General features: G+C 61.9%; 22 protein-coding genes. 6 read left to right on the top strand and 16 right to left on the bottom strand.

The window, feature by feature from the left end; all coding sequences use genetic code 11:
* The first annotated feature begins 3 nt into the window (after positions 1-3).
* Positions 4-435 (top strand): hypothetical protein, encoded by a 432-nt coding sequence (locus AB433_RS04985; protein ID WP_047820170.1) that lies wholly within the window; start codon positions 4-6, stop codon positions 433-435.
* A gap of 122 nt (positions 436-557) precedes the next feature.
* Here AB433_RS04985 and AB433_RS04980 read toward each other — a convergent pair whose 3' ends face one another.
* Positions 558-2,759: a TonB-dependent siderophore receptor gene (locus AB433_RS04980; RefSeq protein ID WP_047820169.1), complete on the bottom strand. Its 2,202-nt coding sequence runs from the start codon at positions 2,757-2,759 to the stop codon at positions 558-560.
* 143 nt (positions 2,760-2,902) lie between these two features.
* Positions 2,903-3,982 carry a PepSY-associated TM helix domain-containing protein gene (locus tag AB433_RS04975; protein WP_047820168.1) on the bottom strand — a complete coding sequence of 360 codons (1,080 nt, stop codon included), beginning with the start codon at positions 3,980-3,982 and terminating at the stop codon, positions 2,903-2,905.
* A gap of 185 nt (positions 3,983-4,167) precedes the next feature.
* On the opposite strand from AB433_RS04975, the gene AB433_RS04970 reads away from it, so the two are divergent.
* Complete coding sequence (locus AB433_RS04970) at positions 4,168-4,890, top strand: copper resistance protein B (protein ID WP_169749305.1); 723 nt, start codon at positions 4,168-4,170, stop codon at positions 4,888-4,890.
* A 3-nt stretch (positions 4,891-4,893) separates the two neighbouring features.
* On the opposite strand, the gene AB433_RS21210 is transcribed toward AB433_RS04970, so the two are convergent.
* Positions 4,894-5,163: an Lrp/AsnC ligand binding domain-containing protein gene (locus tag AB433_RS21210; RefSeq protein WP_053058994.1), complete on the bottom strand. Its 270-nt coding sequence runs from the start codon at positions 5,161-5,163 to the stop codon at positions 4,894-4,896.
* A gap of 176 nt (positions 5,164-5,339) precedes the next feature.
* On the opposite strand from AB433_RS21210, the gene AB433_RS04960 reads away from it, so the two are divergent.
* Positions 5,340-6,020, top strand: a complete 681-nt coding sequence (locus AB433_RS04960) for an SDR family NAD(P)-dependent oxidoreductase (protein WP_047820166.1) — start codon at positions 5,340-5,342, stop codon at positions 6,018-6,020.
* Between the two features lie 23 nt (positions 6,021-6,043).
* Here the strand turns inward: AB433_RS04960 and AB433_RS04955 are convergent, their stop codons facing one another.
* On the bottom strand, positions 6,044-7,048 hold the full coding sequence (locus AB433_RS04955) for a LysR family transcriptional regulator (protein WP_047820165.1): 1,005 nt from the start codon (positions 7,046-7,048) through the stop codon (positions 6,044-6,046).
* 83 nt (positions 7,049-7,131) lie between these two features.
* Here AB433_RS04955 and AB433_RS04950 point away from each other — a divergent pair, with 83 nt between their 5' ends.
* Both AB433_RS04950 and AB433_RS04945 read left to right on the top strand, forming a co-directional pair.
* Positions 7,132-8,262, top strand: coding sequence for an LLM class flavin-dependent oxidoreductase (locus AB433_RS04950; RefSeq protein WP_047820164.1), 1,131 nt, complete (start codon positions 7,132-7,134; stop codon positions 8,260-8,262).
* Entirely contained in the window at positions 8,259-9,035 is a 777-nt protein-coding gene (locus tag AB433_RS04945) for an SDR family NAD(P)-dependent oxidoreductase (RefSeq protein WP_053058993.1), read from the top strand. The genes AB433_RS04950 and AB433_RS04945 overlap by 4 nt, the downstream gene beginning before the upstream one ends.
* Before the next feature lie 10 nt (positions 9,036-9,045).
* On the opposite strand, the gene AB433_RS19360 is transcribed toward AB433_RS04945, so the two are convergent.
* From AB433_RS19360 to AB433_RS04890, 12 genes are all read right to left on the bottom strand, one after another.
* Positions 9,046-10,053 (bottom strand): Rieske 2Fe-2S domain-containing protein, encoded by a 1,008-nt coding sequence (locus AB433_RS19360; protein ID WP_053058992.1) that lies wholly within the window; start codon positions 10,051-10,053, stop codon positions 9,046-9,048.
* Between the two features lie 19 nt (positions 10,054-10,072).
* The gene (locus tag AB433_RS04935; protein WP_156170678.1) at positions 10,073-10,855 is read right to left on the bottom strand and encodes an SDR family oxidoreductase; all 783 of its coding nucleotides are present in this window, start codon (positions 10,853-10,855) and stop codon (positions 10,073-10,075) included.
* 14 nt (positions 10,856-10,869) lie between these two features.
* Positions 10,870-11,640 carry an SDR family NAD(P)-dependent oxidoreductase gene (locus tag AB433_RS04930; RefSeq protein WP_047820162.1) on the bottom strand — a complete coding sequence of 257 codons (771 nt, stop codon included), beginning with the start codon at positions 11,638-11,640 and terminating at the stop codon, positions 10,870-10,872.
* Entirely contained in the window at positions 11,637-11,804 is a 168-nt protein-coding gene (locus AB433_RS20765) for a hypothetical protein (RefSeq protein WP_169749304.1), read from the bottom strand. Before AB433_RS20765 ends, AB433_RS04930 begins: the two co-directional genes overlap by 4 nt.
* A complete protein-coding gene (locus AB433_RS04925) occupies positions 11,801-13,204 on the bottom strand; it encodes a phenylacetate--CoA ligase family protein (protein ID WP_047820161.1) in 1,404 nt (467 codons plus the stop codon). The genes AB433_RS20765 and AB433_RS04925 overlap by 4 nt, the downstream gene beginning before the upstream one ends.
* A 4-nt stretch (positions 13,205-13,208) precedes the next feature.
* Positions 13,209-13,634 (bottom strand): Zn-ribbon domain-containing OB-fold protein, encoded by a 426-nt coding sequence (locus AB433_RS04920; RefSeq protein WP_047820160.1) that lies wholly within the window; start codon positions 13,632-13,634, stop codon positions 13,209-13,211.
* Position 13,635: 1 nt separating this feature from the next.
* Positions 13,636-14,793, bottom strand: a complete 1,158-nt coding sequence (locus tag AB433_RS04915) for a thiolase C-terminal domain-containing protein (protein ID WP_047820159.1) — start codon at positions 14,791-14,793, stop codon at positions 13,636-13,638.
* Positions 14,793-15,596: an enoyl-CoA hydratase/isomerase family protein gene (locus AB433_RS04910; protein ID WP_047823345.1), complete on the bottom strand. Its 804-nt coding sequence runs from the start codon at positions 15,594-15,596 to the stop codon at positions 14,793-14,795. The genes AB433_RS04915 and AB433_RS04910 overlap by 1 nt, the downstream gene beginning before the upstream one ends.
* Positions 15,593-17,227, bottom strand: a complete 1,635-nt coding sequence (locus AB433_RS04905; protein ID WP_047820158.1) for a class I adenylate-forming enzyme family protein — start codon at positions 17,225-17,227, stop codon at positions 15,593-15,595. Before AB433_RS04905 ends, AB433_RS04910 begins: the two co-directional genes overlap by 4 nt.
* A 158-nt stretch (positions 17,228-17,385) precedes the next feature.
* A complete protein-coding gene (locus AB433_RS04900) occupies positions 17,386-17,697 on the bottom strand; it encodes a hypothetical protein (protein ID WP_156170677.1) in 312 nt (103 codons plus the stop codon).
* Positions 17,698-17,762: 65 nt separating this feature from the next.
* Entirely contained in the window at positions 17,763-18,911 is a 1,149-nt protein-coding gene (locus AB433_RS04895; protein ID WP_047820156.1) for an amidohydrolase family protein, read from the bottom strand.
* Between the two features lie 69 nt (positions 18,912-18,980).
* On the bottom strand, positions 18,981-21,299 hold the full coding sequence (locus tag AB433_RS04890) for a TonB-dependent receptor (protein ID WP_047820155.1): 2,319 nt from the start codon (positions 21,297-21,299) through the stop codon (positions 18,981-18,983).
* Positions 21,300-21,416: 117 nt separating this feature from the next.
* On the opposite strand from AB433_RS04890, the gene AB433_RS04885 reads away from it, so the two are divergent.
* Positions 21,417-22,013, top strand: coding sequence for a nitroreductase family protein (locus AB433_RS04885; RefSeq protein WP_047820154.1), 597 nt, complete (start codon positions 21,417-21,419; stop codon positions 22,011-22,013).
* The last annotated feature ends 23 nt before the right edge of the window (positions 22,014-22,036 follow it).

Genomic DNA, 22,036 nt, shown 5'->3' with positions numbered 1-22,036 from the left:
ACGATGACCTTGCGCCTGTTGACCGCCGCTGCCGCCATGGCACTCGCCCCGATCACCGCACAGGCGCACGAAGACCCGGATGCGGTGCCGAAAACGACCGATGTGTTGGTCGAAATCTATCGCATCGCACCGGGCAAGCATCGCGAATTCCTCGAAACCATTGCGAAGTACGACGAGGTCAATGCCCGCGCCGGGCTCCCGCCGCGCCAGCTCTACGTTCACCGTGACGGGGCGAGCTGGGACTTCATGTTGATCCAGCCTGCCAAGACACCGGAAGGCAAAGGCCCTGCACTGGACGCCGCGTGGGAGGAGATGGGCCTGCCGTCCGGACCGGACTTTTTCTTCTCGTTCAGGTCCATGATCGCCGAACACAGCGACACGTTCGCCACCGGCCCGATCAGCGCCGCCGACTATCTGGCGAAAGCGGCGAACTAGCTCCGCTAGACACGAAAAACGGCAGGATCTTCTGGGGGGAAAGATCCTGCCGTTTTCCTATTCGCACCTGTCCGGGCACGATGCGGCGCGCAGATGGATTGGCGCGCGCCGGTCCGTTTCGATCAAAACTTGCGGGTAATCGTCCCGATCACCTGACGGCTCGCGCCGAAGGTGCAGTTGGTAAACGATGCACAGCGGGCCACGTACTTCTTGTCGAAGACGTTCGAGCCGTTGATCGCAAAGCGCCAGCCCGGCGTGTCATAGTGCACGATGGCGTCGAACAGCACCGGATCTTCGCTATCGAGCACGATCGGGTTGAAGAAGCCCGGAAGGCTACCCGCGCTGGAGCTGGTGTAGCGCCCACCCACACCGAAACCGAGACCGGCCAGAGCGCCTACCTGGAACGTATAATCGACCAGCAGCGACACCTTGTGCTTCGGCGTGACCGGAAGCGGCTCGCCGATCTCATCCTCGACGTTGCTTTCCTTGATCTCGGAGTCCGTGTAGCTGTACGAGCCGTTTATCGAGAGCTGGTTGCGGATACGGGCCACGACCTCGATCTCGCCGCCCTGCACTTCCACTTCGCCGCTTTGCGTACCGAACATGGGCAGCGTGCCGCCACCCGTTGTCACGACGTTCTTCTGCGTAATGTCGAAGACCGCCGCCGTGGCGAAAATCTTGACGTCGTCGCCGAATGCGCGACCGTCGAACTTGATGCCCGCCTCGATCTGCTCGCCCTCGGACGGATTGAACGCCTCTTCGGTTACGAAATCGGTACCCAGCAGCGGTTCGAAAGAGGTCGCATAGCTGATGTAAGGCGCGATGCCGCTTTCGCTGACATAGTTGGCACCGATGCGATAAGTGAACTTGCCCTGCTTCTCATTCAGGAACGGCGTGTCCGCATCGATGCCGACAAAGGGCGCGCGATAGTCGGTATCGACCCAATCGTAACGGCCCGATGCCAGCAGATAGAAATTGCCCATGCGCAGCTGATCCTGCGCATAGATGCCGGTCTGCTTCAGCTTCTGATCGTTGTAGAGCGTCGTTATCGGCGTGGGCGTATAATCCAGTTCGTTATAGACGGGGTCATACAAGTCGATCGGGTCTGCCGAGGCGAAGCCGTATCCGGCGAAGTTGGTCACATCGCGATAGTCGACGCCGACCAGAAACGTATGTTCGATCCCGCCAGTGAACAGCTTGGCGTTCAGGCGCGTATCGACGGCAAGGCTTTCCACGTCTTCGACATAGGGAAAGCTGGAGCGGAAGACAGTGCGCAGGTCTTCGGCAAGGCCCGAACCGTAGATGACGGTATGATCCTCGTCGTATTCCGAATACTTGAGGTTCACGTCCAGCCCGACATTCTCGCTGAAATCATGCGCGAATTCAAAGCCCACGCCGTACTGATCGCGGCGGTACTTGTTGATGTCCGGCTCGCCCAGATTGGTACCGCGGTCGATCTCACCATTCGGATTGTCGAGCAGCGTCCCCTGCGCCGGCAGCAAGCCGTTGGTGTCGCCGTTCACCTCGTCATACTGGTAATAGAACATCGGCGTGAATTCGGTGTCCGGGCCAAGGTGCACGGTCAGCGACGGAGCGAAAAGAATGCGCTGTGCATCTACGCCGTCGCGCGTCGCGCCGCGATCGCGGGCGAGGAAGGTGATGCGCCCGTCGATCATGCTGCTCGCCGCGCCGGTCGCGGTCATCGCGATCTGCTTGTAATCGTCTTCGCCGTACTTCACCGAGACTTCACCGCCGAACTCGGAACTCGGACGGCGGCTGCGCTGATTGTAAATGCCTCCCGGAGGGGCGCTGCCGTAAAGGACCGAGGCCGGGCCCTTCAGAATGTCGAGCGATTCGAACGCATAAAGATCGACACCGTTCGAGAAGATCGTGGTCGTGACCGGGGTGGCCAGGCCATCGATGAACTGCTTTGGCGTAAACCCGCGCACCTGAATGAAATCGAAGCGCAGGTCCGGGCCATAGTTTTCGCCCGAAACGCCCGCGACATAGCGCACGGCCTGCTGGGCATCGATGAAGTTCAAAAGGTCGATCTGGTCGCGCGTGATGACCGACACCGACTGCGGCGTCTCGATCAGAGGAATATCGGACTTGGTCGCGGTCTCACCCTCTGCAGAAGGGACGTATCGAGATGCCTCGACGATGATGACGCTTTGCCCGTCGACTTCGGTCCGCACCGTCTGGTTCGGCGTGGAGGACGCGTTGCTTTCGGTATCCTGCGCCAGCGCCGGGGCGGCGGGCAAGACGGCGATAGCACCGGTCAGAAGGACGGTACGAATTGCGGCGGTGGTACGGAAACGTGTCATTTGACCCCCTGATGATCTCGACGATTGTTTCGCCTCTCCCATGTTCCATCTATTGGGTATGACAGGCAAGCGCGGCCCACAACGCGTATTGGGTCAGCTGTTTGCTGTTATGGGCCAATCCGCGGAATTGCGAGCCCCGCGGGCTATCGCCGCCGTTGCCACAGCAGGAGGCCAAGGGCGATCATCACCACCAGCCACAGCCCGGCGGCCAGCACCAGCATCCGGCCCAGCGTACCGCCTGCATGGCCGGTGTGGAACGGGAACAACCCATCGACAAAGCTGCGCGATGGGCCGTCGTTCAGGGCATCCTGCCGCGCAACGATCGCGCCATCCGATGCCCGCACGAAAAGAGTGGTCGTGCCATAGACGCCGCGTGTCTCGCTATCCTGCAACAGGCGGATGCGATAGGCTCCGCCATCTTCGGACGGCATGCTGACCCCAGAAACTCGCGCACGCGGGAACTCGTTCAAGGCGGAACCGACGGCTGCTGCAAACCCGACATCGCCCTCGCCCGACAGATCGGGCGCGGCGATGGATGGAGGCTGGACAATCGCTTCGACGGTGTCCGCGAACACCAGCAACACACCGCTGCCAGCGAGAGCGAGTCCGGGCAGCACGCCCCACAAGCCGACGGCGCGGTGCCACGCGTACGTTTGCGCAACCTTCGCGCCCTTGCCTGCCACAGGCAGTAGCGCGCGCCGCCAAGTTCCGGCACGAGGCCAAGCCGCGATCAGACCAAGAATCAGATTGGTGAACAGGAACAACCCGCTGATTCCGACGATCCAGTCGCCGATCTCCCCGGCCAGCAGGTTGTGATGGACCGACTTCAACGTGGAAATCCAGCCGCCATCGGCAACCATCTCTGCATCCGCGCGCGTGCGAAGAACATTGCCCGCGCCGTCGACCCGCACGAGCGACGAACCATCAGGGCCGTCGAGATAGAGATCGAACCGGTTCGCAACCCCGCCGCTTTCCCAGACGGAACCGACCGTCTTGCCCGACCCTTCCGGCGCGAGTTCGTCGATGCTGCGTTCCATTGCGAGAAGATCCAGCGAACGCTCCACCCCCGGCAGCAGCGCATCGTCCAGCTCCCAATGGAACACCATGATCATGCCGGTGAGCGCCTGTACCAACCAGAATGCCAGCAGGGCCACGCTGATCCGGCGGTGATAGCGCAGGGCCAGTTTGGGGGCGGAGCGGCGCGAAGAGCGAGGGTCTGTCATGCCACCTCGTCTGGCCGATCCGGACCAGACCCGCTGCTGAAATCGGGCCAACTTGGAATGCCCTTGGGCCAGCGCAGCTGTTACAATTGTGGCCTGATCGGCGGGACTTCCGACCTATGCGCGATAGCGGACCCGCCAACCACCGGGCCATCATCAGGCGGCATACTCTAGAACAAGGTGCCGCTTTGAAAGACTGGACCAAGACGCGATCCGCCGCATCGATTTCGATGGGCATTGCCCTGCTCGCGCTGGCATTCCCTGCCCGGGCTGAGGATGGCGCGACAAACGTGGCCTTTTCTTTAGACTATGCCGAATGGCGGGCGGTCGCGCACGAACCCGATTTCGCGCTGATCGACGGCAGCATAACGCGCGCCAACGATCGTGACGGTTTGCAATTGAAGGCAGCAGCCGAAGTTCCGGCCAACGGCGACCCTGCTGTGGGCGAATTTCAGGCACGCTATTTCCGCAGCGTCGCCGGCGGTATCGACCTGATCTTCGGCAGCCGGTTCGACATCGCACCGGGCGACGATCTGGCGATGGCAATGCTCGGCGCTGGCTTCGCCCTGCCGCTTGGTTTGCAGAGCGAAATTCTTCTGAACCTGACCGAGAATGGCGATGTCCTTGCCCGAACCGAGTTGGTCGGCACGTTCGCATTGTCGCCAAAGGTAAGCGTCCAGCCCAAAGTCGAAGTGAACTGGTCCCCCGACGGCAGCGAATTCGCGATGGGCACGGGGCCGGAAGCTATCGAGGCCGCATTGCGCGCCGGATATGCGGTCGGCGATGTATGGACGCTCTATGCCGGCATAATTCACGGAAGAGCATTTGGCACCGTCGCTGCCGAACTTCGCGATGCGGCAGAGCAACCCTATACCACTACCGTCACCTTCGGCTTGTCCTCGGCGTTCTGAAGATCACTGCAAAGATCGCAGCAGGATGCTGGTTTCGCTATTCAGCACCCCCTCAGTCGTGCGGACTTCGCCCAAGACACGGTCGAAGCCAGGCAATGACGCGCTGACGATCCCGGCCACCGGATCCCATGAACCGTTGGTTGTATGCAGCGCGTATATCTCGGTAATGCCCATCGCCTCTGTCAAAATGGCCATCGAACTCCCGGAGTACCCCTGTTGCCAGAACACGCGCAGCGCGGCGGCAAGCGCCGCGTCGGGATCGAATTCCCGCACGCGCCCCCTGCTTTCGTGTTGACGGCCGTGCATTCCATACCGATCAGGCTATGGTGGCAGTGCACCCATCGGTTCAGTGGCGAGCGAAATCGGGCATGACAGCATTCGGCTTTCGGCTCTGTGCGGTCGGTCTGGTAAAGGGCTAAAAGCAAGACTTAACAGTAATCAGGATAGGTATGGCGCGTTCAATAATCGTAACAGGCGGTTTCGGCGTTCTTGGCGAAGCGGTCGCAAAGGAATTCGCGGCGGCGGGCGACCGGGTCGCGCGGATCGACATGGCGGCACAGGCGAAGCATCCGATCGACGGCTTTCTGGACATCGGCGGCATCGACCTGACCGACGCCGATGCGACATCTTCGGCACTGGACAAGGTCGTGAAGAAGCACGGCGGCATCGATGTTCTGGTGAACGTTGCTGGCGGTTTCGCATGGGAAACGATCGAGGGCGGGTCGCTGGATACTTTCGCGAAGATGCACACGATGAACCTGCTGTCGAACGCGACGATCACCAAACTCGCGCTCTCTGCCCTAAAGGCATCGCCAGCCGGGCGCATTGTCAACATCGGCGCGGGCGGCGCGATCAAGGCCGATGCGGGCATGGCATCCTATGCCGCTTCAAAGGCGGGCGTTCACCGCCTGACCGAAGCGCTGGCCGCCGAACTTGCGGACACCAGCGTTACCGTCAACGCCGTGTTGCCCAGCATCATCGACACGCCGACGAACCGCGCCGACATGCCCGATGCCGATTTCTCCGAATGGGTAAAGCCCGAAGCCGTCGCCGAAGTGATCGCCTTCCTCGCCTCCGACGCGGCCCGGTCGATCACCGGTGCCCTCGTCCCGGTATCGCGCGGAACCTGAATTCCGCGCGTTATCGCTTCAACCTAGGCTTCAGATCCGATCGGCACCGGCTGGTCGGCATCATCGCTCGATACCCTGCCGTCCAGCCCCTCTTCCACAATCGCGGCAAAGTTGGCGAGGAGCGCATCCTCGCTCGATTTGCGGGAAATCATCGTCAGCTGAAGCGGCAGGTCAAGATCGACCAGTTCGCGGAAAGTGACGTCGTCGGGCGCGCTCGACACGGCAACCGCCGTCACGATGGCCAGCCCCATCCCTGCGGCGACAAGGCCATAGGCGATGTCGACCGCGCTGACCTCTACCGAAATGATCGGCGAGACATTGTTCACGTCGAACGCCGAGACGATCCGGTCGAACAGGCGCGGCGACAGGTTACGCGCCGGGAAGATCAATTGCTCGTCCTCAAGATCGCGGATCGACACCGTCTCCTTCGCCGTCAGAGGATGATCGACCGGCAGGACCAGCATGAACTTGTCCATCCCCACGCGCAGGACGTTGAATTCCTCGGCATCGTTCGCTTCTTCGATCACGAAACCGATATCGACTTCGCCGCCGCGGATCTTCTGACGCTGCGCCTCCGACGTCAGCGGAAAGGCTTTCAATTCGACGTCGGGATAGGCGGTACGGAATTTCTTGATCGCGCTTGGCAAAAGGCGGCGGCGGATCATCGGTTCCGAGAATGCAAGGCGCAACGTGCCCATATCGCCATTGGCCAGGCGAGCAACGCGGCGACTCGTCTCCTCTATATCATAGAGGATTTCGCGCACGTCGCGCGCCAGCAAGCGTCCGGCGGGCGTAATCTCCACCCCGCGCGCCTGCCGTTCGAACAGCTTTACGTCGCCCAGCTCTTTTTCAAGATCGGCGATGCGCCGCGATAACGCCGATTGCGCGATATTCAGCCGTTCGGCGGCGCGGTGCAGGTTCTGCTCCTCTGCCACGACAAGGAAGAACGGAAAGTGCTTTGCGATCCGCAGAGTCCGCAGTGTAGCGACCTCGCGCGGGACGGATGTACTTGAGAGCGATGCTGCCATGTCAACAATATGGCACGCAAAGGGCATTTGAAACCAGCCCCAATCCAGCCGACGGTCAAGGCAGACACCGACTGGAGGTTCAATTGCGTTTCTCGCTGATATTCGAAGCACAAATCGTGGACGCCTCGCCCCGTGGCGAAGTGCAGGTCTTCAATGAGCTGATGGAGCAGGCCCTGCTGGCCGAAAAGCTTGGTTTTGACGTGGTTTGGAGCGTCGAACACACTTCGCTCACCCACTATGCGCATATGTCCGCGCCCGAAACCTTCCTTGCTTTTCTTGCAGGCCAAACATCGCGCATCGGCATCGGCCATGGCGTCGTTTGCCTGATGCCGGCGATGAACCATCCGATCAAGGTGGCGGAACGTGTGGCAACACTTGATATCTTGTCGAAAGGACGCCTACATTTCGGCGTCGGCAAGGGCGGCAGCCAGCAGGAAGCCGGAGCGTACGGTTACGACCTGAAAGAGCTTCAGCCCATCATCGACGAGGCGATGTACCTGATCCCGCGCATGTTCGTGGAGGATGAGGTGGAGCACAACGGCCCGCACCTGACGATCCCGCCGCGGCCGATCCACCCCAAGCCGTTCCAGAGCCCGCATCCGCCGATGTACATGGCCTGCACCAACCTCGATACGCTGGCCCGCGCGGGAGAGCGCGGCCTGGGTGCACTGGTGCTTGGCTTCGGCGGACCGGAAGAGGTTGCCAAGAAGAACAAGATCTATCGCGACGCATGGGAAGGCCGCGATGTGCGCGATCAGGTCGGCTATCGCCCGATCCAGCACCTGGCGGCGCTATGCCCGGCCATCGTGCTCGACGATGCGAAAGAGGCACGCAAGATCGGTCTTCGCGGCCAGCGCTACTTCTATGAGTCGCTCAACTACTGGTACGGCGGAGGCCCCTGCCCCGATCCCGACACCTGGGGCGATGAACTGGTCGAGGAAGGCACCAACACCATCATCACGACGAAGCTGGCGTCTGAAACGCTGACGATGGATCTGAAAGAACGGGAAGGCGATCGCAAGCCCAGTTCGGGCATCCTTTCCGCCCAGAACGCCTATGGCACCGTAGAGGACTGCATCGATTACGTGCAGCAACTGGCCGATGCAGGTGCGGACGAAATCCTGTTCATGACCAACATGGGCACAGTGCCGCACTGGGCGCAGATGGAAACGCTGCGCAAGATCGGCACGCACGTCATCCCGCATTTCCGGTGAGCCGCCCGGACCTGACGCTGTCCGGAAACACCGCCGTTGTAACCGGTGCCGGGTCGGGCATCGGGCGCGGCCTTGCCATTGCCGCTGCACGGCGGGGAATGGCGGTGGCGATCTGCGACGTGAACGAAGCGCAACTGGCGGAAACTGCGGCATTGGTCGAGCAAGCTGGCGCGGTTTGCCTGGCCCGACCGGTGGACGTGACGAACCCGGTGGCCAACGATGCCTTCGCGTTGCGGGTGTCTGAACAATGCCCGCCGATCGCAACGCTGTTCGCCAATGCGGGCATATTGCGGCAGGGCAGCATCGCGGAATTGCCACCGGCGCAGTTGCGTGCCCTGTTCGACGTCAACGTCGTCGGTACGGTGCAGACCGTGCAGTCATTCGTGCCGATCATGCGCGCCGCAATGATGCCCGCGCAGATTGTCATCACCGCGTCGACCGGCGCGATGTTCAGCTATCCGCACCTGACCGCCTATTGCGCGACAAAGCACGCTCTCTGGCCCATTGCCGACGGACTACGCGCGGATATGGAGGCGGGCCCGGCCCCGATCGGTGTTTCCATGCTGATGCCCGGTCCGGTCAGCACTGCAATCTTCGACCATAGCGATCCCGGTCATCAGGCCTCGCCCGGATCGATCACAACCGATGAAGCTGCCGAGATTGCCTTTTCCGGCGCGTTGATGAACCGGCCCTACATCCTGACGCATCCCGATTTCGTGGATCAGGCCGCCGATCACTTCGCCGCGACGATCGTGCGAATGAAGTCGGCCTGATCCGCGACCGTCAGGCGACTTCCGGATGGTACTGGGCGTACCAGTCGCGGTATTTCAGGATCGGCCCATCGGCGGCACCCAGTAGCGGCTTCTCGACATAGGCCTTGTGCGGCCAGATCTTGCCATCGCTCCACTGCTCTGCCTCGCCATGCCTGGCAGCCAGATCGGCAAAAGCCATGACCTGATCGTCGGTCAGCGTACAATCGGGATCGCGCAGGATCGTCTGCCGAACCCAATAGTGGCTGAGTTCCGCTGAAACCGGCGTGACCGAGACGTAATAGATCGTGGTCAGTCCCGGCGCGTGCGGCGTGCGGCTTTCCACGCGCGAAAACCCGCCGCCCAACACTTCGCTTTCGACCGTGGAGCCTACTGTCTTAATATCGGTCGGCCCGTCGTAATCCGGTGGCAGGATGCGGACCGGGCTGTAGAAGCGGTGTCCGTCGGCCTCAATCGGACCGTCGGAGACGGCCTGGCCCGTCGAATGGACGCCGGGAAAATGCGCAAAGTCCACGCCGTTTTCGAAAACGTCTTGCGGATGCGGCGACCCGAAATCGTCATGCAATTTATGAAACCCGGTGCCCTCTACACGGCCCGTCTCGTCGCAATCGGGCAGGTCAAAGAACGGGTCGCGCCCCGCAAGATCGTGCCAGATCAGGATCATGTTGCCGCGCTCTACCGTCGGCCAGACATTCACTTTCGCACGTGGCGGGATCGATTTCGCGAAAGGAACCGACTTGCAGGCCCCATCCACACCATAGCGCCACTGGTGGAACGGGCAGACGATCGTCTCTCCCTCTACCCAGCTTTCGTAACCCAGATGTGCGCCAAGATGTGGGCAATGCGCATCGGTGACGACCGCCTTGCCGCTCTCTGTCCGGAACAGCACGAGGTCGCGGTCGAAATAGCGCAGGGGCCGAATATCGCCGGCGGCCAGTTCGTCGACAAAGCCAACGGCAAACCACCCCGTGGGAAAGGGGTGGAAGGGATAGCGCGTACCGAATTTGCTTATTGTGTTCACGGCACCTCTCCAAAAGAAATCAGATGATCGACGCGCCTCCGTCAACGGCCAGAACCTGACCGTTGATATGCGCGCCGGCGTCGCTGGCGAACAACAGAGCCGCACCCTTCAGATCGTCGTCATTGCCCAGACGCCCGCTGGGTGTGGTGCGGATCAGGTGGTCGCCATGTTTGTCGAGCGTGTAATCGGTAAGCTTCGACGGAAAGTACCCCGGCGCAATCGCATTCACGGTGATTCCGCGCGCGGCCCATTCGGCGGCCAGCGCGCGGGTAAAATTGATCACCCCGCCCTTGCTGGCATTATAGGCGATGGTCCCGATCATGTCGGGGTGGTGCCCCATCATGCCCTCTACCGACGCCACGTTGATAATACGCCCCCATCCGCCGGGCAGCATGAAGCGCTTGGCGATTTGCTGCGAGAGGAGGAACGGCGCGGTCAGGTTTATGGCCATCACCTTGTCCCATCCCTTGATGGGCATTTCCTCTGTCTTCGAACCCCACGACGTACCGGCGTTGTTGACCAGGATATCGACTCGACCACCCTCTGCCTCGATCTGGGCGCCGATGCGTTCGGGCTCGCTGACATCGGAAACGTCGGCGGCAATCGCCTCTGCGTCGATGCCGCGTTCGGTCAGCGTTGCGACCGCCTCATCCAGTTCGCCCTGCTTGCGCGCGGTAACGATGACCTTGGCGCCATATTCGCCCAGCGCCTCTGCAATCTGAAAACCGAGACCGCGCGACCCGCCGGTTATCAGCGCGGTTTTGCCTTCGAGCGAGAACAGGGATTTGAGTTGTGTCGTCACAATGAACTTTCTGATTATCCGGCGGTATATCCGCCATCCACGAACAGCGTTTGCCCGGTCACGAACCGCGATCCGGGCGAAGCGAGAAACAGGAGCGCGCCGAGCAGATCTTCGACCTCTCCCAATCGCCCGATCGGCGTGCGCCGCACGATGCCGTCGTAAAGCTCGGGCTGGGTGCGCACGAGTTCGCGGTTAAGGTCGGTAACGATCACCGTCGCCGCCAATGTGTTGACCGTGATCCCATGCGGACCGAATTCGAACGCGCAGGCCGCGCCCAGATTGGCCAACCCCGCCTTCGACGCGCAATAGGCGGCGCGATTGGCCATGCCGCGCGCCGACAGTATCGAACCCATGTTGATGATCCGGCCATAGTTCCGCTCGATCATGGCGGGCGCGAAGGCGCGCAGGGACAGATAGGCACCGACCACGTTCACCTGCTGGATGCGCACGAATTCTGCCGGATCGATGTCCAGCACTGTCTGCGGATTGGTGATCCCGGCATTGTTGAACAGGATGTCGACACGCCCGAACGCAGCCTTGGCCTTCACGGCCGCATCGGCCAGCGCGGCTTCCTCGGTAACGTCGGCTTGCAGGATCAGCGCACGCCGCCCCGCCTTTTCGACCGCCGTCGCCGACTCTTCCAGCTTGGCGCGGTTGCGCGCAATCAGCACGATGTCCGCGCCCGCCTCTGCCATCGCCTGCGCCCCGGCAGAGCCAAGGCCGCCACCGCCACCAGTGACGACCGCGACCTGCCCTTCCAGCGAAAACCGGTCCAGAGATGTCACGACGCGATGCCGCCGCGAATTTCGATCAGCGCCTCGATACGAGCCAGCAGGTATTCGTACTGACCGCCCATCAGCGCATCGTCGCTCTGCGCCAGTTGCCGCGCCAGCGTCTGCATCTGCGCCAGAACCGCGCCTTCGTCCTGCGTTGCTTCGGCCTGTGTCAAAGCTGGTACCCCTCCTGCCGCTCGTCGGACCAGCGGCGTGCTTTATAAGCGAAATCGGTGAACTCGCTGCGCGGAGCCTCGACCACCGTCATCCAGACGTTTGTGCGGCCCTTGATCGCCTCGCGCACACTCCCCAACAGCTTTTGGCGGTCTTCCGCGCAAAGATCGGCGTGGTGTTCGGCGATGGCCACGCGAACCTCTATCTCGGTCTTGCCGCCGGGGCCGGTAAAGAGGCGCCCTTTGTATTCGCCCACTTCCTGATGCGCGAAGACCGCAGCGTCGATCATCGATGGCCAGACGTTGTTTCCGCGGATCTTCATCATGTCGTCGAACCGGCCGATCGTGCCGCATTCGATGGCGTTCCAAACGCCTCCTCCGGCATCCTGCCACGGGATGAAGCGCGCGGCATCGCCGGTGCGGAACCGGACGACGGGACTGCCCTCGACCGTAAGGTTGGTAACGACCATCTCACCCGTTTCGCCCGGAGCGACCGGCAGCAGCGTTTCGGGATCGACGATTTCGACCATCGATTCCCATTCGAACAGTCGGATGAGGCCACGTCCATCGCCACGGAACACCCCCGCCGATCCGGTCGATCCGCCAAATCCGTTCAACTGCGTGCTGCCATACCCTTCCTGCAGGCGGCAGCCCCAGTGCTCCTCGATCTTGGCCGCCCATTCCAAGGGATAGCCTTCTGCCGCGATGAACACCCCGTGCATGTCGGGAAAAGCCTCACGCGGGACGATGCCGCGCGCCAGCAACGCCTCTGTCAGTGTATGCATGTAGTTGGTGGAGGCGTAGATGAAATTCACCCCGCCAAGGCCCAGCATCAGGTCGATCTTCTTCTCGGTCGACATGTTGCCGCCGACGTGAAAGCCCGTCGCGCCCATGATCCGCAGTGCCTCGCCCGGCCCCCAGCCACCGGTCGTCATCCCGCCTGCGGGAACGCAATTCAGCGCGGTATCGCCCTTGCGCAGGCCCGCCATGTACCACGGCAGGGCGTGGAGATAGCCCAGCATGTGCACATCGCGCTGGGTGCGGCCATAGATTTCCTGACCTTGCCCCGATGTGCCGCTGGTCATGCTGATATGCACCGCCTTGTCGCGATCCACGCCCAGTCTTGTACCGAACGGCGGGTGCGCCTTCTGGTCGGCAAGGAAATCGGCTTTGTTCGACGTCGGCATCGCCTTGGTAAAGCGGTCGAGGCTGTCGACCTCTCCCCCCGCCAATCCGCCCGCATCCATCCGTTCGCGATAGAATGCGCTTTTGGCATAAAGCCGCTTGCACAATGCCTGTACGCGAGAGAGCTGAAGCGCTTCCAGTTGCGCACGGTCCATGTCGCGCAATCCGCGCAGAAGGGGCGATGCGGCGAACGGATCGGCAAGGTCGGACGCGGTCATCGAATCAATCCGCCACGGGCCGGAACGCCGGAAGGGTAATGCCCTCAGCCACGCGGTTGAAGGCGATCTCTACCGCCATATCGGCGCGCACGTCCTCAGGCTCGCACCCGATGATGTTGCCCGTCATGCGGCAACCTTCGTCCAGTTCGATCAGCGCAACGACGTAAGGCACCTTGTCGGCAAAGATATCGCGCGGCACCGGGTGGCGCACGACGATCCAGCTGAACACGCGCCCTCGTCCGCTGACCTCGGTCCATTCGGGTGTCTGCAGCGATCCGGGGCAGAACGTCGTTGGTGGGAACAGGTACTGCCCACTGTCGGGGCAGCGCTGAACCATCAACTTGCCCTGATTCATCGCATCCCAGAACGGCTGGGTTTCGGGATCGGGGCCCGGGACCGGACCGGCGTAGCTATCGGCAGATGTGTTCATGTCAGTTCCTCAGCACCATGGCGCTGCCACAGGTCATCGCGCCCGCGGTCGTCAGGCAGATTTTTGCGTTTTCGACCTGACGGTCGCCGGCATCGCCGCGCAATTGCTCCACCGCTTCAAGCACGTGGTTGAACCCGTGAATGTAGGCCTCGGACAACAGCCCCCCGGCGGTGTTAAGCGGCAGCTCGCCACCCTTGGCGATACGCCCGCCCATGACGAACGGACCGCCCTCGCCCTCCTTGCAGAAGCCCAGCCCTTCGAGAGCCATCAGCACCGAATAGGTGAAGCAGTCGTAGATTTGCGCCACATCGACGTCTTCCGGCCCGACGCCCGCGCTGTTCCACAAGTCGTCGGCGATATATTTGAAGCAGTTGTGCGAATGACTGGGCCAGCGGATCGCGTCGAACAGGTCGTCGCCTTGGCTGGGCCCGCCGCCATAGGCGCCGCCCATGATATAGACCGGCTTGTGCTTTAGATCCTTCGCCCGTTCTGCAGAGGTGATGACCACCGCGCAGGCGCCGTCGCTTTCAAGGCAGATGTCGTACATGCGGAACGGATCGACGATTTGGCGAGAATTGAAGTAATCGTCCTTCGTCATCGGCGTGCGTTGCATCGCGCGCGGATTGCGGATGGCGTTGTCACGGAACGTCGTGGCGATTTCGGCCCAGTGTTCGGGCGAAGTGCCGTAATCGATCATGTGACGACGCGCCCACATCGCCATCGCCTGCGGATAGGTGATCCAGCCCAGCGGCGCGGTGAACTGGGTTACGCCATAAGCCGCCATGTCGCGCCCGCCGCCAAGGCGAAAGCCCGAACGGCCATTCATCGCGCGAAAGCACACAACGGTTTCGGCCAGCCCGGCCTCTATCGCGGCACAGGCGGCCAGTGTGATCAGGTTCGCGCCATTGCCGCCGGCCGCATAGTCGACGGCATAGCCAATGTCTTCGATCCCCATCTCGGTGGCGACGCCCATCGCGGGGGCGCTGTCGTTGAAGTTGAAGCTGACCATGCCATCGATGTCGGCCACTTCCAGACCGGCATCGTGGATGGCCTTCACGCTGGCCTCGGTTGCAAGGCTGCGCACGGTGCGGCCCGATGCCTTGGTATAGTCGGTGTTGCCGATTCCGACGATCGCGTACTTGTCGCGTAACTTGAACATTATGGCTCCTGGGGTTTGGGCTTGCCGAAACGGGGTTCGCGCTTTTCCTTGAAGGCCATCAGGCCTTCGGTCGCATCCGGTTCGGTCGTCGCATAGCGATGGACAAAGGCGATCTCGTCGCGCAGCCCTTGGCTGTACGGAGTGTCGAGCGTCATGTTGGCGAGGCGTTTCATGTCCTGCAGACCGACCGGGCTTTTGCCCATCATACCTGCGACCAGTTCCTCCGCCGCGGCGATCAGGGCATCGTCAGCGATCACGCGCGTAACCAGCCCCCAGCGCTCACACGTTTCGGCGTCGAGCAGTTCGCCGGTCAGCATCAAGTGCTTGGCCCGCAACAGGCCTATCGCCCGGGGCAGGCGTTGCGAACCGCCAGCGCCCGGCAACTGTCCGAAATTCAGGTGGCCGTCGCCGATCTGCGCGCTGCTGCCCATGATCGCAAGGTCGCACGCCAGCAACAGCTCCAGCCCACCCGCGACGGTCACGCCGTTGACGGCGGCGATCCAGATCGCGGACGATTGCTCTATACCCGTCAGCATCGCGAAGAAGTCTTCAAGGAATGCCGCGAATTCGTCCGGATTTGCATAAAGGCGGATATACCCGTCAAGGTCGCCCCCGGCGGAAAAGCTGCGGCCCGCGCCGGTCAGGATCACGAAGCGAACTTCGGACATCGCGTCGATCTCGGCCACGACTGCCTTCAGTTCCTTGACCGTGGACCAGTCGAGCGGATTGAGCTTGTCCGGACGAGCCAACGTGACCCGGGCCGTTGCGCCGTCGACGGCGAATTCGATGTTCTGGTACGTCATGCCGGTATCGCCCAACGCCGCTTCGCTTCTTCGGCCAGTTCGCCCTTGGCGACCTTGCTGCCGGAGGATCGGGGCAGTTCGTCCATCACGACGAAATATTCGGGAAACCATTCCCGACTGACGCCGCGCTGTTGAAGATGATCGGTGATCTCGTCCAGCGTCGGGGCATTCGTGCCGCGCGGTTCGACGAAGATGCAGACCCGCTCGCCAAAGACCGGATCGGGCACAGCAACGGCGGCGCAGATCGCGACGCCGGGATGGGTCGCAACCTCAGCCTCAATCGCCGGGGCGGACAGGTTCTTGCCGCCGCGGATGATGAATTCCGAGGTTCTGCCGACGACGCTCAGATAGCCTTCGTCGTCGATCTCGACGATGTCGCCCATCAACATCCAGCCATCGTCCGTGAACAGCCGCGCATTGGCCTCTACATCGTTCCAGTACCCAAGGCATGTCGCCGGCCCGCGACATCCGGGTTGGCCCCGGCCCGATCCATCGTCGGATCCGATATCCTGACCGATCGCAGGGTCGAAAAGCCGGACCTCCATCTCTTCGATCACGCGGCCTGCCGTTTTCAGGCGGCGTTCGCGCGTGTCGCGGTGGGTCGTCCGGCTCAGCGCGCCGGTTTCGTTCGACCCGTAGAACTGGAGCACGTGCGCGCCGGTCACTTCCTCGAACTCGGCGGCGCGGTGATAGGGCACGGCTTCACCACCGGTGAACATGCTGCGCAGCGACGACAGATCGCGCGCGCCGACATCCTGCGTGTTCAGCATCATGATGAACTGCGTGCTGACGCAGCAGAGCACGGTCACCCGCTCCCGCTCGATCATTTCGAGCGCCAGCGCCGCATCGAACTTGGGCAACAGCACCGTCGGCGCGCCAAGCGCAACCGGTGAAAAATGCGATGTCCAGAGGCCGAATCCGAAGGGTGCCGGGACCGCGCCAAGGAATACCTCGTCCTTGGCAAAATCTCCCGCCTCTGCGGCCAGCTTGTGAAAGTAGAACCAGCGGTTCTGCGTATGCATCACGCACTTGGGCATGCCCGTCGTGCCCGATGTCGAATTGATCAGGAACAGCCGGTCGGGGTCGTCCTGAGTGGTCGCCACAAGGTCTGATCCGGCACCGTCGCACCAATCCGGCTGCTCGGCCAGATCGGGAACGGCCAGGGTCTGCAAATCCGCAACGCCCATGTCCGACAGATCGCTGGCCAGCTGAGTCAGCGTTCCGCCGCGCATGACCTCATGCGCGATAAGCACGCGCGCTTCGGTCTTTTTCAGCAAGTGAGCGATTTCCGCCTTGCCAGCCCGGCTGCCGATGCCAACCGCGACCAGCCCTGTCCGCTCAATCCCAACAAGGGCGGCATGAACCGCCGCACCATCGGGCAGCACAACAGCGACCCGCGAATCTTTCGGGCAATCGAGGCTGGCTAGCATACTGGCAATGCGATTGGCGGCACGGTGATATTGGCGCCAGGAATACCGCGATTCCGGCAAGATAAACGCCGCAGCGTCCGGCTTTTCGACCGCATGGCGCGCGACTAGGCCGGAAACCGTATCGTCCGCCCAGGCCCCGCTTTGCCTGTAGCGCGCGGCAGCTGCGGGGTCGGCGCGCAAAGAGGCGGCTTTATCCGTCATGCGATCATGTCTTGCCGATGGATCACGATCATTCCTCGTCGCCCAGAAACCCGTTTTTGTTATCTTTAACAGTTTGACGGCCGTCAACCAAGGCGACGATGCCATGGCGGCAAGCCTGCTGCGGCCTATTGGTATCGGCCCGCTGCGAGGCGCCGCATTCAGCCGAGCACGGCCGAGACCGTTGCCCAACCGTGCGAACCGGCCTGCCGGTCGCCCCAGTTAACGCGCACAAAAACCTTGCGACTGCCGTCGAGGATGCGGGCGTAGACATAGCCCGAGAACGCGGCCTCGATCTCGTCCGAAGCGGATTCATGGGCGCATTCGACAAGATCGGCGTCAGGGTCGCCCGCCCATTCGGCAACGGCCAAGCGCGCGGCCTCTGCCCTGTCAGGATGGGGGTCGGTGCTAACTTCGTTCAACACCTGATCGCGCAGCCTGACGTCGTCGAAACTGCGCCTGCCCTGCCTCACCATATTCAATCCGCAAGGCGGTATGCGGCGGACATCCGTGATGCCCGCCGCATGCCATGGAGAGTTCACGCAGCCGCCGCAACTGCTGGCTTGGCAGTCTGCGCCGCTTCGGCATCCTCAAAGCCATACAGCTTCGCGGCATTGCCGTGCAGGATCTTGGCCTTCGTCTCTGCCGGAATGCCCGACATCGAAGACTGGATCACGCGCCACGAATAGGGATAGTCTGCGCTGATGTGCGGATAGTCGGTCGACCACAGCACACGATCCGGGTTCATCGAATCCAGGTTATTCAGCCCGAAACTGTCGGTCATGTAACCGAAGTAGAAATGCTCATCGATGTATTCGCTGGGCAGACGCTGCAGGCCGAACTTGTTGACCTTCTCAAGGCGCTGATAGTTGTTGTCGATCTGCTCCTTCACATAGGGAACCCAGCCGAAATCGACTTCGGCAAAGGCAACCTTCAGGTTGGGATAGCGATCGAAAACGCCGTTGAAGATGAACTCGATGCAGCGGTTCGGCGCGTCGAAGAAACGACCGTAACCAGGCAGCTTCGCCTTGTGCGGGCTCGGCTTGTAGATGCCCAGCGCGACGTGGATGTTGAAGCTGACATCACGTTCGTGAATCGCACCCCAGAGGTAGTCCTCCTCCTCGCTCATCACGGCAGAGCCGTTCGGATAAGCCTGCGCCATCACGGCACGCATGCCGGGGCGACCCAGAACGCGGTTCATTTCCTCGACCGCGGCCTTTGCGCCGTTGCGGTTGGGCAGAAGGACCAGACCGCAGAAACGGGTCGGATCATAGGCGACGTATTCCGAGACCCAATCGTTGTAGGCACGTACCAGCGCGAGGTGGAATTCGGGATCCTCGACCAGCGCGATCGCAGCCTGGATCGATGGGGTCGGGTACATGACCTCGGCGGTTACGCCGTCGCGGTCCTGCTCCTTTACGCGTTCGGCCGGGTCCCAGCCGCCCTTGCGCATGTCGTCAAAACGCATCCACGCTTTCATCTCTTCGGGCTGAAGCCCGGCACAGGCGTTCCAGCCGAAATTGCGCGGGCCTTCCAGCCCTTCGAAGACCCAGCCGTCGCCTTCTTCGAAACTTTCCATGCGCGGGGCGCGATCCTTGAACTTCTCCGGAACGCGTTTCGTGAACAGGTCGCCGGGTTCGTTGAAATGGCTATCCGCCGAAATCAGGCGCGAGCTTCCTAGAGGCACTTTCTATCTCCTACTTTTATATCTTTTATAGGATAGACGATTCTACCCTTGAGTCAACGGGGTGCAGGGTCAGAAATCCACGCCGACGGTGAAGCCATAACGACGCCCACGGCTGTAAACGCCCGACACGATCGAATTGAAATCTGTCGCAAATGTCAGCGCGCGCTTGTCGGTCAGGTTCTCGCCGAACACCTGGAAAAACATGCCCGCTCCGCGAACATTCCCGCGCCAAGTTGCCCGTGCGCTGAGGTTTTCGTCCGATCCGAGCCTTTCGACAACGAGGTAGTTCGGTGATGCCGCGGGAACGGAATAACCGTAGGGGCTACTCTTTCCGGAATAGTCGGTGCGAAACGTCAGGGTTCCGTCATTACCTGTCAGGAGTTCGTATTGCGCACCGATGCGGTAGGTCCACGAAGAGACGTAGGGGAATTTTGCCGAATCAGAGACATCCTCTACCGTTCCGCCGATTAGGTATTCGTACTCCTGGTACTCGGGATCAACATGGCCGACGTTGCCGTCCAGCTGGAAACCGCCGAGCCGAAGGGCAGCCTCGAGCTCGAATCCGCGATATCGCGCCTTGCCCGCATTGGTGATGGCATTCGCAAAGGTCTGCGGGTTATACGCGTTGACCTGCAAGTCGCTGTAATCGGTCTGGAACACCGCGCCGTTGAACCGAACCATCCGGTCGAACAGGTCGGCCTTGAAGCCGAGTTCATAGGTGGTCGCGGTTTCAGGCCCGAACGGCGGCGCACCGACGGTAGGGCCATTATAGCCGCCCGAACGATAGGCCGAGCTGGCCCGGCCATAGAGCATGGTGTCGGGCGTAACCTTATAGCTGACCGAAGTGCTCCACCCCCAGTTGTCCCACGTGTTCTTTTCATCCTGCACCGCGCCGCCGGTGACAAAGGAATCGAGGGTCTTCTTGTCCTCGGTATAGCGCAGGCCGCCAGTGACCTCGAGGTTGCCATCGGCGAATTCAGGCTTCCAACCGACCTGGCCATAGGCGGCGTAGGACTTCGACAGGATTTCATAGCCCTTGTCGGTATCCAGACGGATCGCCGCCCCGGCGGAAACCGGGAAGTTGATGATTGTCGTCAGGCCTTCTTCTGTCTTTTCGCGGAAGTAATAGAGGCCGACAACGTAGTTGAACGTACCGATGTCGCCCAGCGCCTGAAATTCCTGCGTGAACTGACGCGCACGGCCGGGGTTCGCAGTTGTCGTATGCGGAGAGACGAATTCCATCTGCCCCGGCACGACCGGGTTGATGACCGGACCGATGGTATAACCGCCGCCAAGGTTGGCACGGAACTGCTGGTCCAGCCAGATGCCGCCGGTGATCGACTTCAGCGTCAGCGCGTGGCTCAGGCTTGCGGTCAGCGTGCCCGATGCGATCCACGACTTCGCGGTTGCCCTGCCATCGCCCGCACGCGGATCGCGATAGGTCAGGTCGTCCGCGCCGCCGCCGATTACGAACGGCGGCCCGCCGCGATCCTCACCGCCAGTATAGTACGCCACACCGTTGGCAGAACCGCCCAGCGGCTCCCACCCGTTGTACGACGAAACCTTGTTGTAACGCACGCGACCGTCGAAATTCAGGACCGAGGAAATATCACCTCCCAGCGCCGCGCCGAAGGTATAGGCCTCCAACGCTCCGCCCCATTTGGACTGCGAAAATCCCGGCGTTTCGACCCAGCCGTCACGCGTGTGGACTTGTCCGCTCAGCTTCAGGCCGAAGTCGGTGCCGCCGATGTCGCCGGTCTGCAGGATGGACGAGGCAACGATTTCGTTATCGGTGCCATAGGAAAAGCGCATCGACGCGCCGGGATCGGCGGTCGGGCCCTTGGTGGTCAGGATGATTGCGCCGCCCGTCGTATTGCGTCCGAACAGCGTACCTTGCGGGCCGCGCAGGACCTGGATGCCCTCGACATCGGGCAGGTCGAACGTGTTGACCGCGCCGCGCGGGGAATAGACGCCATCGATGTAAACGCCGACCGCCGGTTCGGCATAAAGCGCCGTGGTGATCGTGCCGATGCCGCGAATGAAAATGGCCGGGGCATTGCCGCTGCCGCTTGCGGTCGAAACGCGCAGCGAAGGTGCCATCTGCTCCAGACCTTCGAGGCGAGTGATGTTGAGCCCTTCGACATCGTCGGCAGAGATCGCGCTGACCGCCAGCGGGGTATCCTGCACGCTTTCCGCACGGCGGCGGGCGGTTACGATAATTTGCTCAAATCCACGGCTGGAGCGCGTTTCCGCCGCCGCGTCATCGTCCGAGCCGACCGCGTCCTGCGCCTGCGCCGTCCCAGCGCAGGCAAGACATGCGGCGACTGCGGAAATCGAAACGACCGTCTTGTTTGCTGCGACCTTGGCCCAGGCTTTTCCCAGTTTCATCGTCCTCTCCTCCCAACCACTTTTTGGTCTGGTATTTCGTGAATGCCGACAATACTATTAAAGATAGTAGGCACAAGCGTGTCGCCGTTCTCTTTTCAGTAAGGCTTAGGAACAAGTATGACATCGCAGGAAATGCAGCAGGCCCCGGTTTCGGGGTCCGATTTGGCGACGGTACTCGAAACGCGCCGCTCGACCATGCCGGACATGCTGGTGGCCCCTGGACCGAGCGAGGCGGAACTGGATCGGCTGCTGACGATCGCCCTGCGCGTTCCCGACCACGGGCGGCTTGCGCCGTGGCGAATCATATTGATCGAAGGTGAGAGCAAAGCCCGCTGGATCGAACAGCTTCTCACCTTGGCAGAGACCCGCGAAGACGCCGCGAAGTCCCGCATCTCCACGCGCAAGCTGGCCTCGGCCCCGCTGATCGCAGCGGTGATTTCCTCACCCACACCGGGCCACAAGGTGCCCGAGTGGGAGCAGGAACTGTCCGCCGGTGCACTGACGATGAACCTTCTGAACGGAGCGGCCGTGCTGGGATATGGCGCAAACTGGCTGACCGGGTGGCACGCCTATGATCCGCGCGCGACGGAATTGCTGAACCTTGCACCCGGTGAAAAAGTGGCCGGCGTCGTCCTGATCGGCACCATCGCCGAACGCGCGACAGAGCGTGATCGCACAACCCAAGACCGCGTGGTCAGCAGGTTGGAAATCTGACTTAAAGCAGGCTTCAACCAGCG

It is taken from the genome of Croceicoccus naphthovorans, from assembly GCF_001028705.1.
Lineage (GTDB): Bacteria > Pseudomonadota > Alphaproteobacteria > Sphingomonadales > Sphingomonadaceae > Croceicoccus > Croceicoccus naphthovorans.
This window is presented reverse-complemented; position numbering and strand designations above follow the sequence as displayed.

What these genes read in the sequence shown, in the direction of transcription:
- AB433_RS04985 (WP_047820170.1), top strand. Translation starts at nt 4, where the DNA reads ATGACCTTGCGCCTGTTGACCGCCGCTGCCGCCATGGCACTCGCCCCG.
- AB433_RS04980 (WP_047820169.1), bottom strand. Translation starts at nt 2,759, where the DNA reads ATGACACGTTTCCGTACCACCGCCGCAATTCGTACCGTCCTTCTGACC.
- AB433_RS04975 (WP_047820168.1), bottom strand. Translation starts at nt 3,982, where the DNA reads ATGACAGACCCTCGCTCTTCGCGCCGCTCCGCCCCCAAACTGGCCCTG.
- AB433_RS04960 (WP_047820166.1), top strand. Translation starts at nt 5,340, where the DNA reads ATGGCGCGTTCAATAATCGTAACAGGCGGTTTCGGCGTTCTTGGCGAA.
- AB433_RS04955 (WP_047820165.1), bottom strand. Translation starts at nt 7,048, where the DNA reads ATGGCAGCATCGCTCTCAAGTACATCCGTCCCGCGCGAGGTCGCTACA.
- AB433_RS04925 (WP_047820161.1), bottom strand. Translation starts at nt 13,204, where the DNA reads ATGACCGCGTCCGACCTTGCCGATCCGTTCGCCGCATCGCCCCTTCTG.
- AB433_RS04920 (WP_047820160.1), bottom strand. Translation starts at nt 13,634, where the DNA reads ATGAACACATCTGCCGATAGCTACGCCGGTCCGGTCCCGGGCCCCGAT.
- AB433_RS04915 (WP_047820159.1), bottom strand. Translation starts at nt 14,793, where the DNA reads ATGTTCAAGTTACGCGACAAGTACGCGATCGTCGGAATCGGCAACACC.
- AB433_RS04910 (WP_047823345.1), bottom strand. Translation starts at nt 15,596, where the DNA reads ATGACGTACCAGAACATCGAATTCGCCGTCGACGGCGCAACGGCCCGG.
- AB433_RS04905 (WP_047820158.1), bottom strand. Translation starts at nt 17,227, where the DNA reads ATGACGGATAAAGCCGCCTCTTTGCGCGCCGACCCCGCAGCTGCCGCG.
- AB433_RS04890 (WP_047820155.1), bottom strand. Translation starts at nt 21,299, where the DNA reads ATGAAACTGGGAAAAGCCTGGGCCAAGGTCGCAGCAAACAAGACGGTC.
- AB433_RS04885 (WP_047820154.1), top strand. Translation starts at nt 21,417, where the DNA reads ATGACATCGCAGGAAATGCAGCAGGCCCCGGTTTCGGGGTCCGATTTG.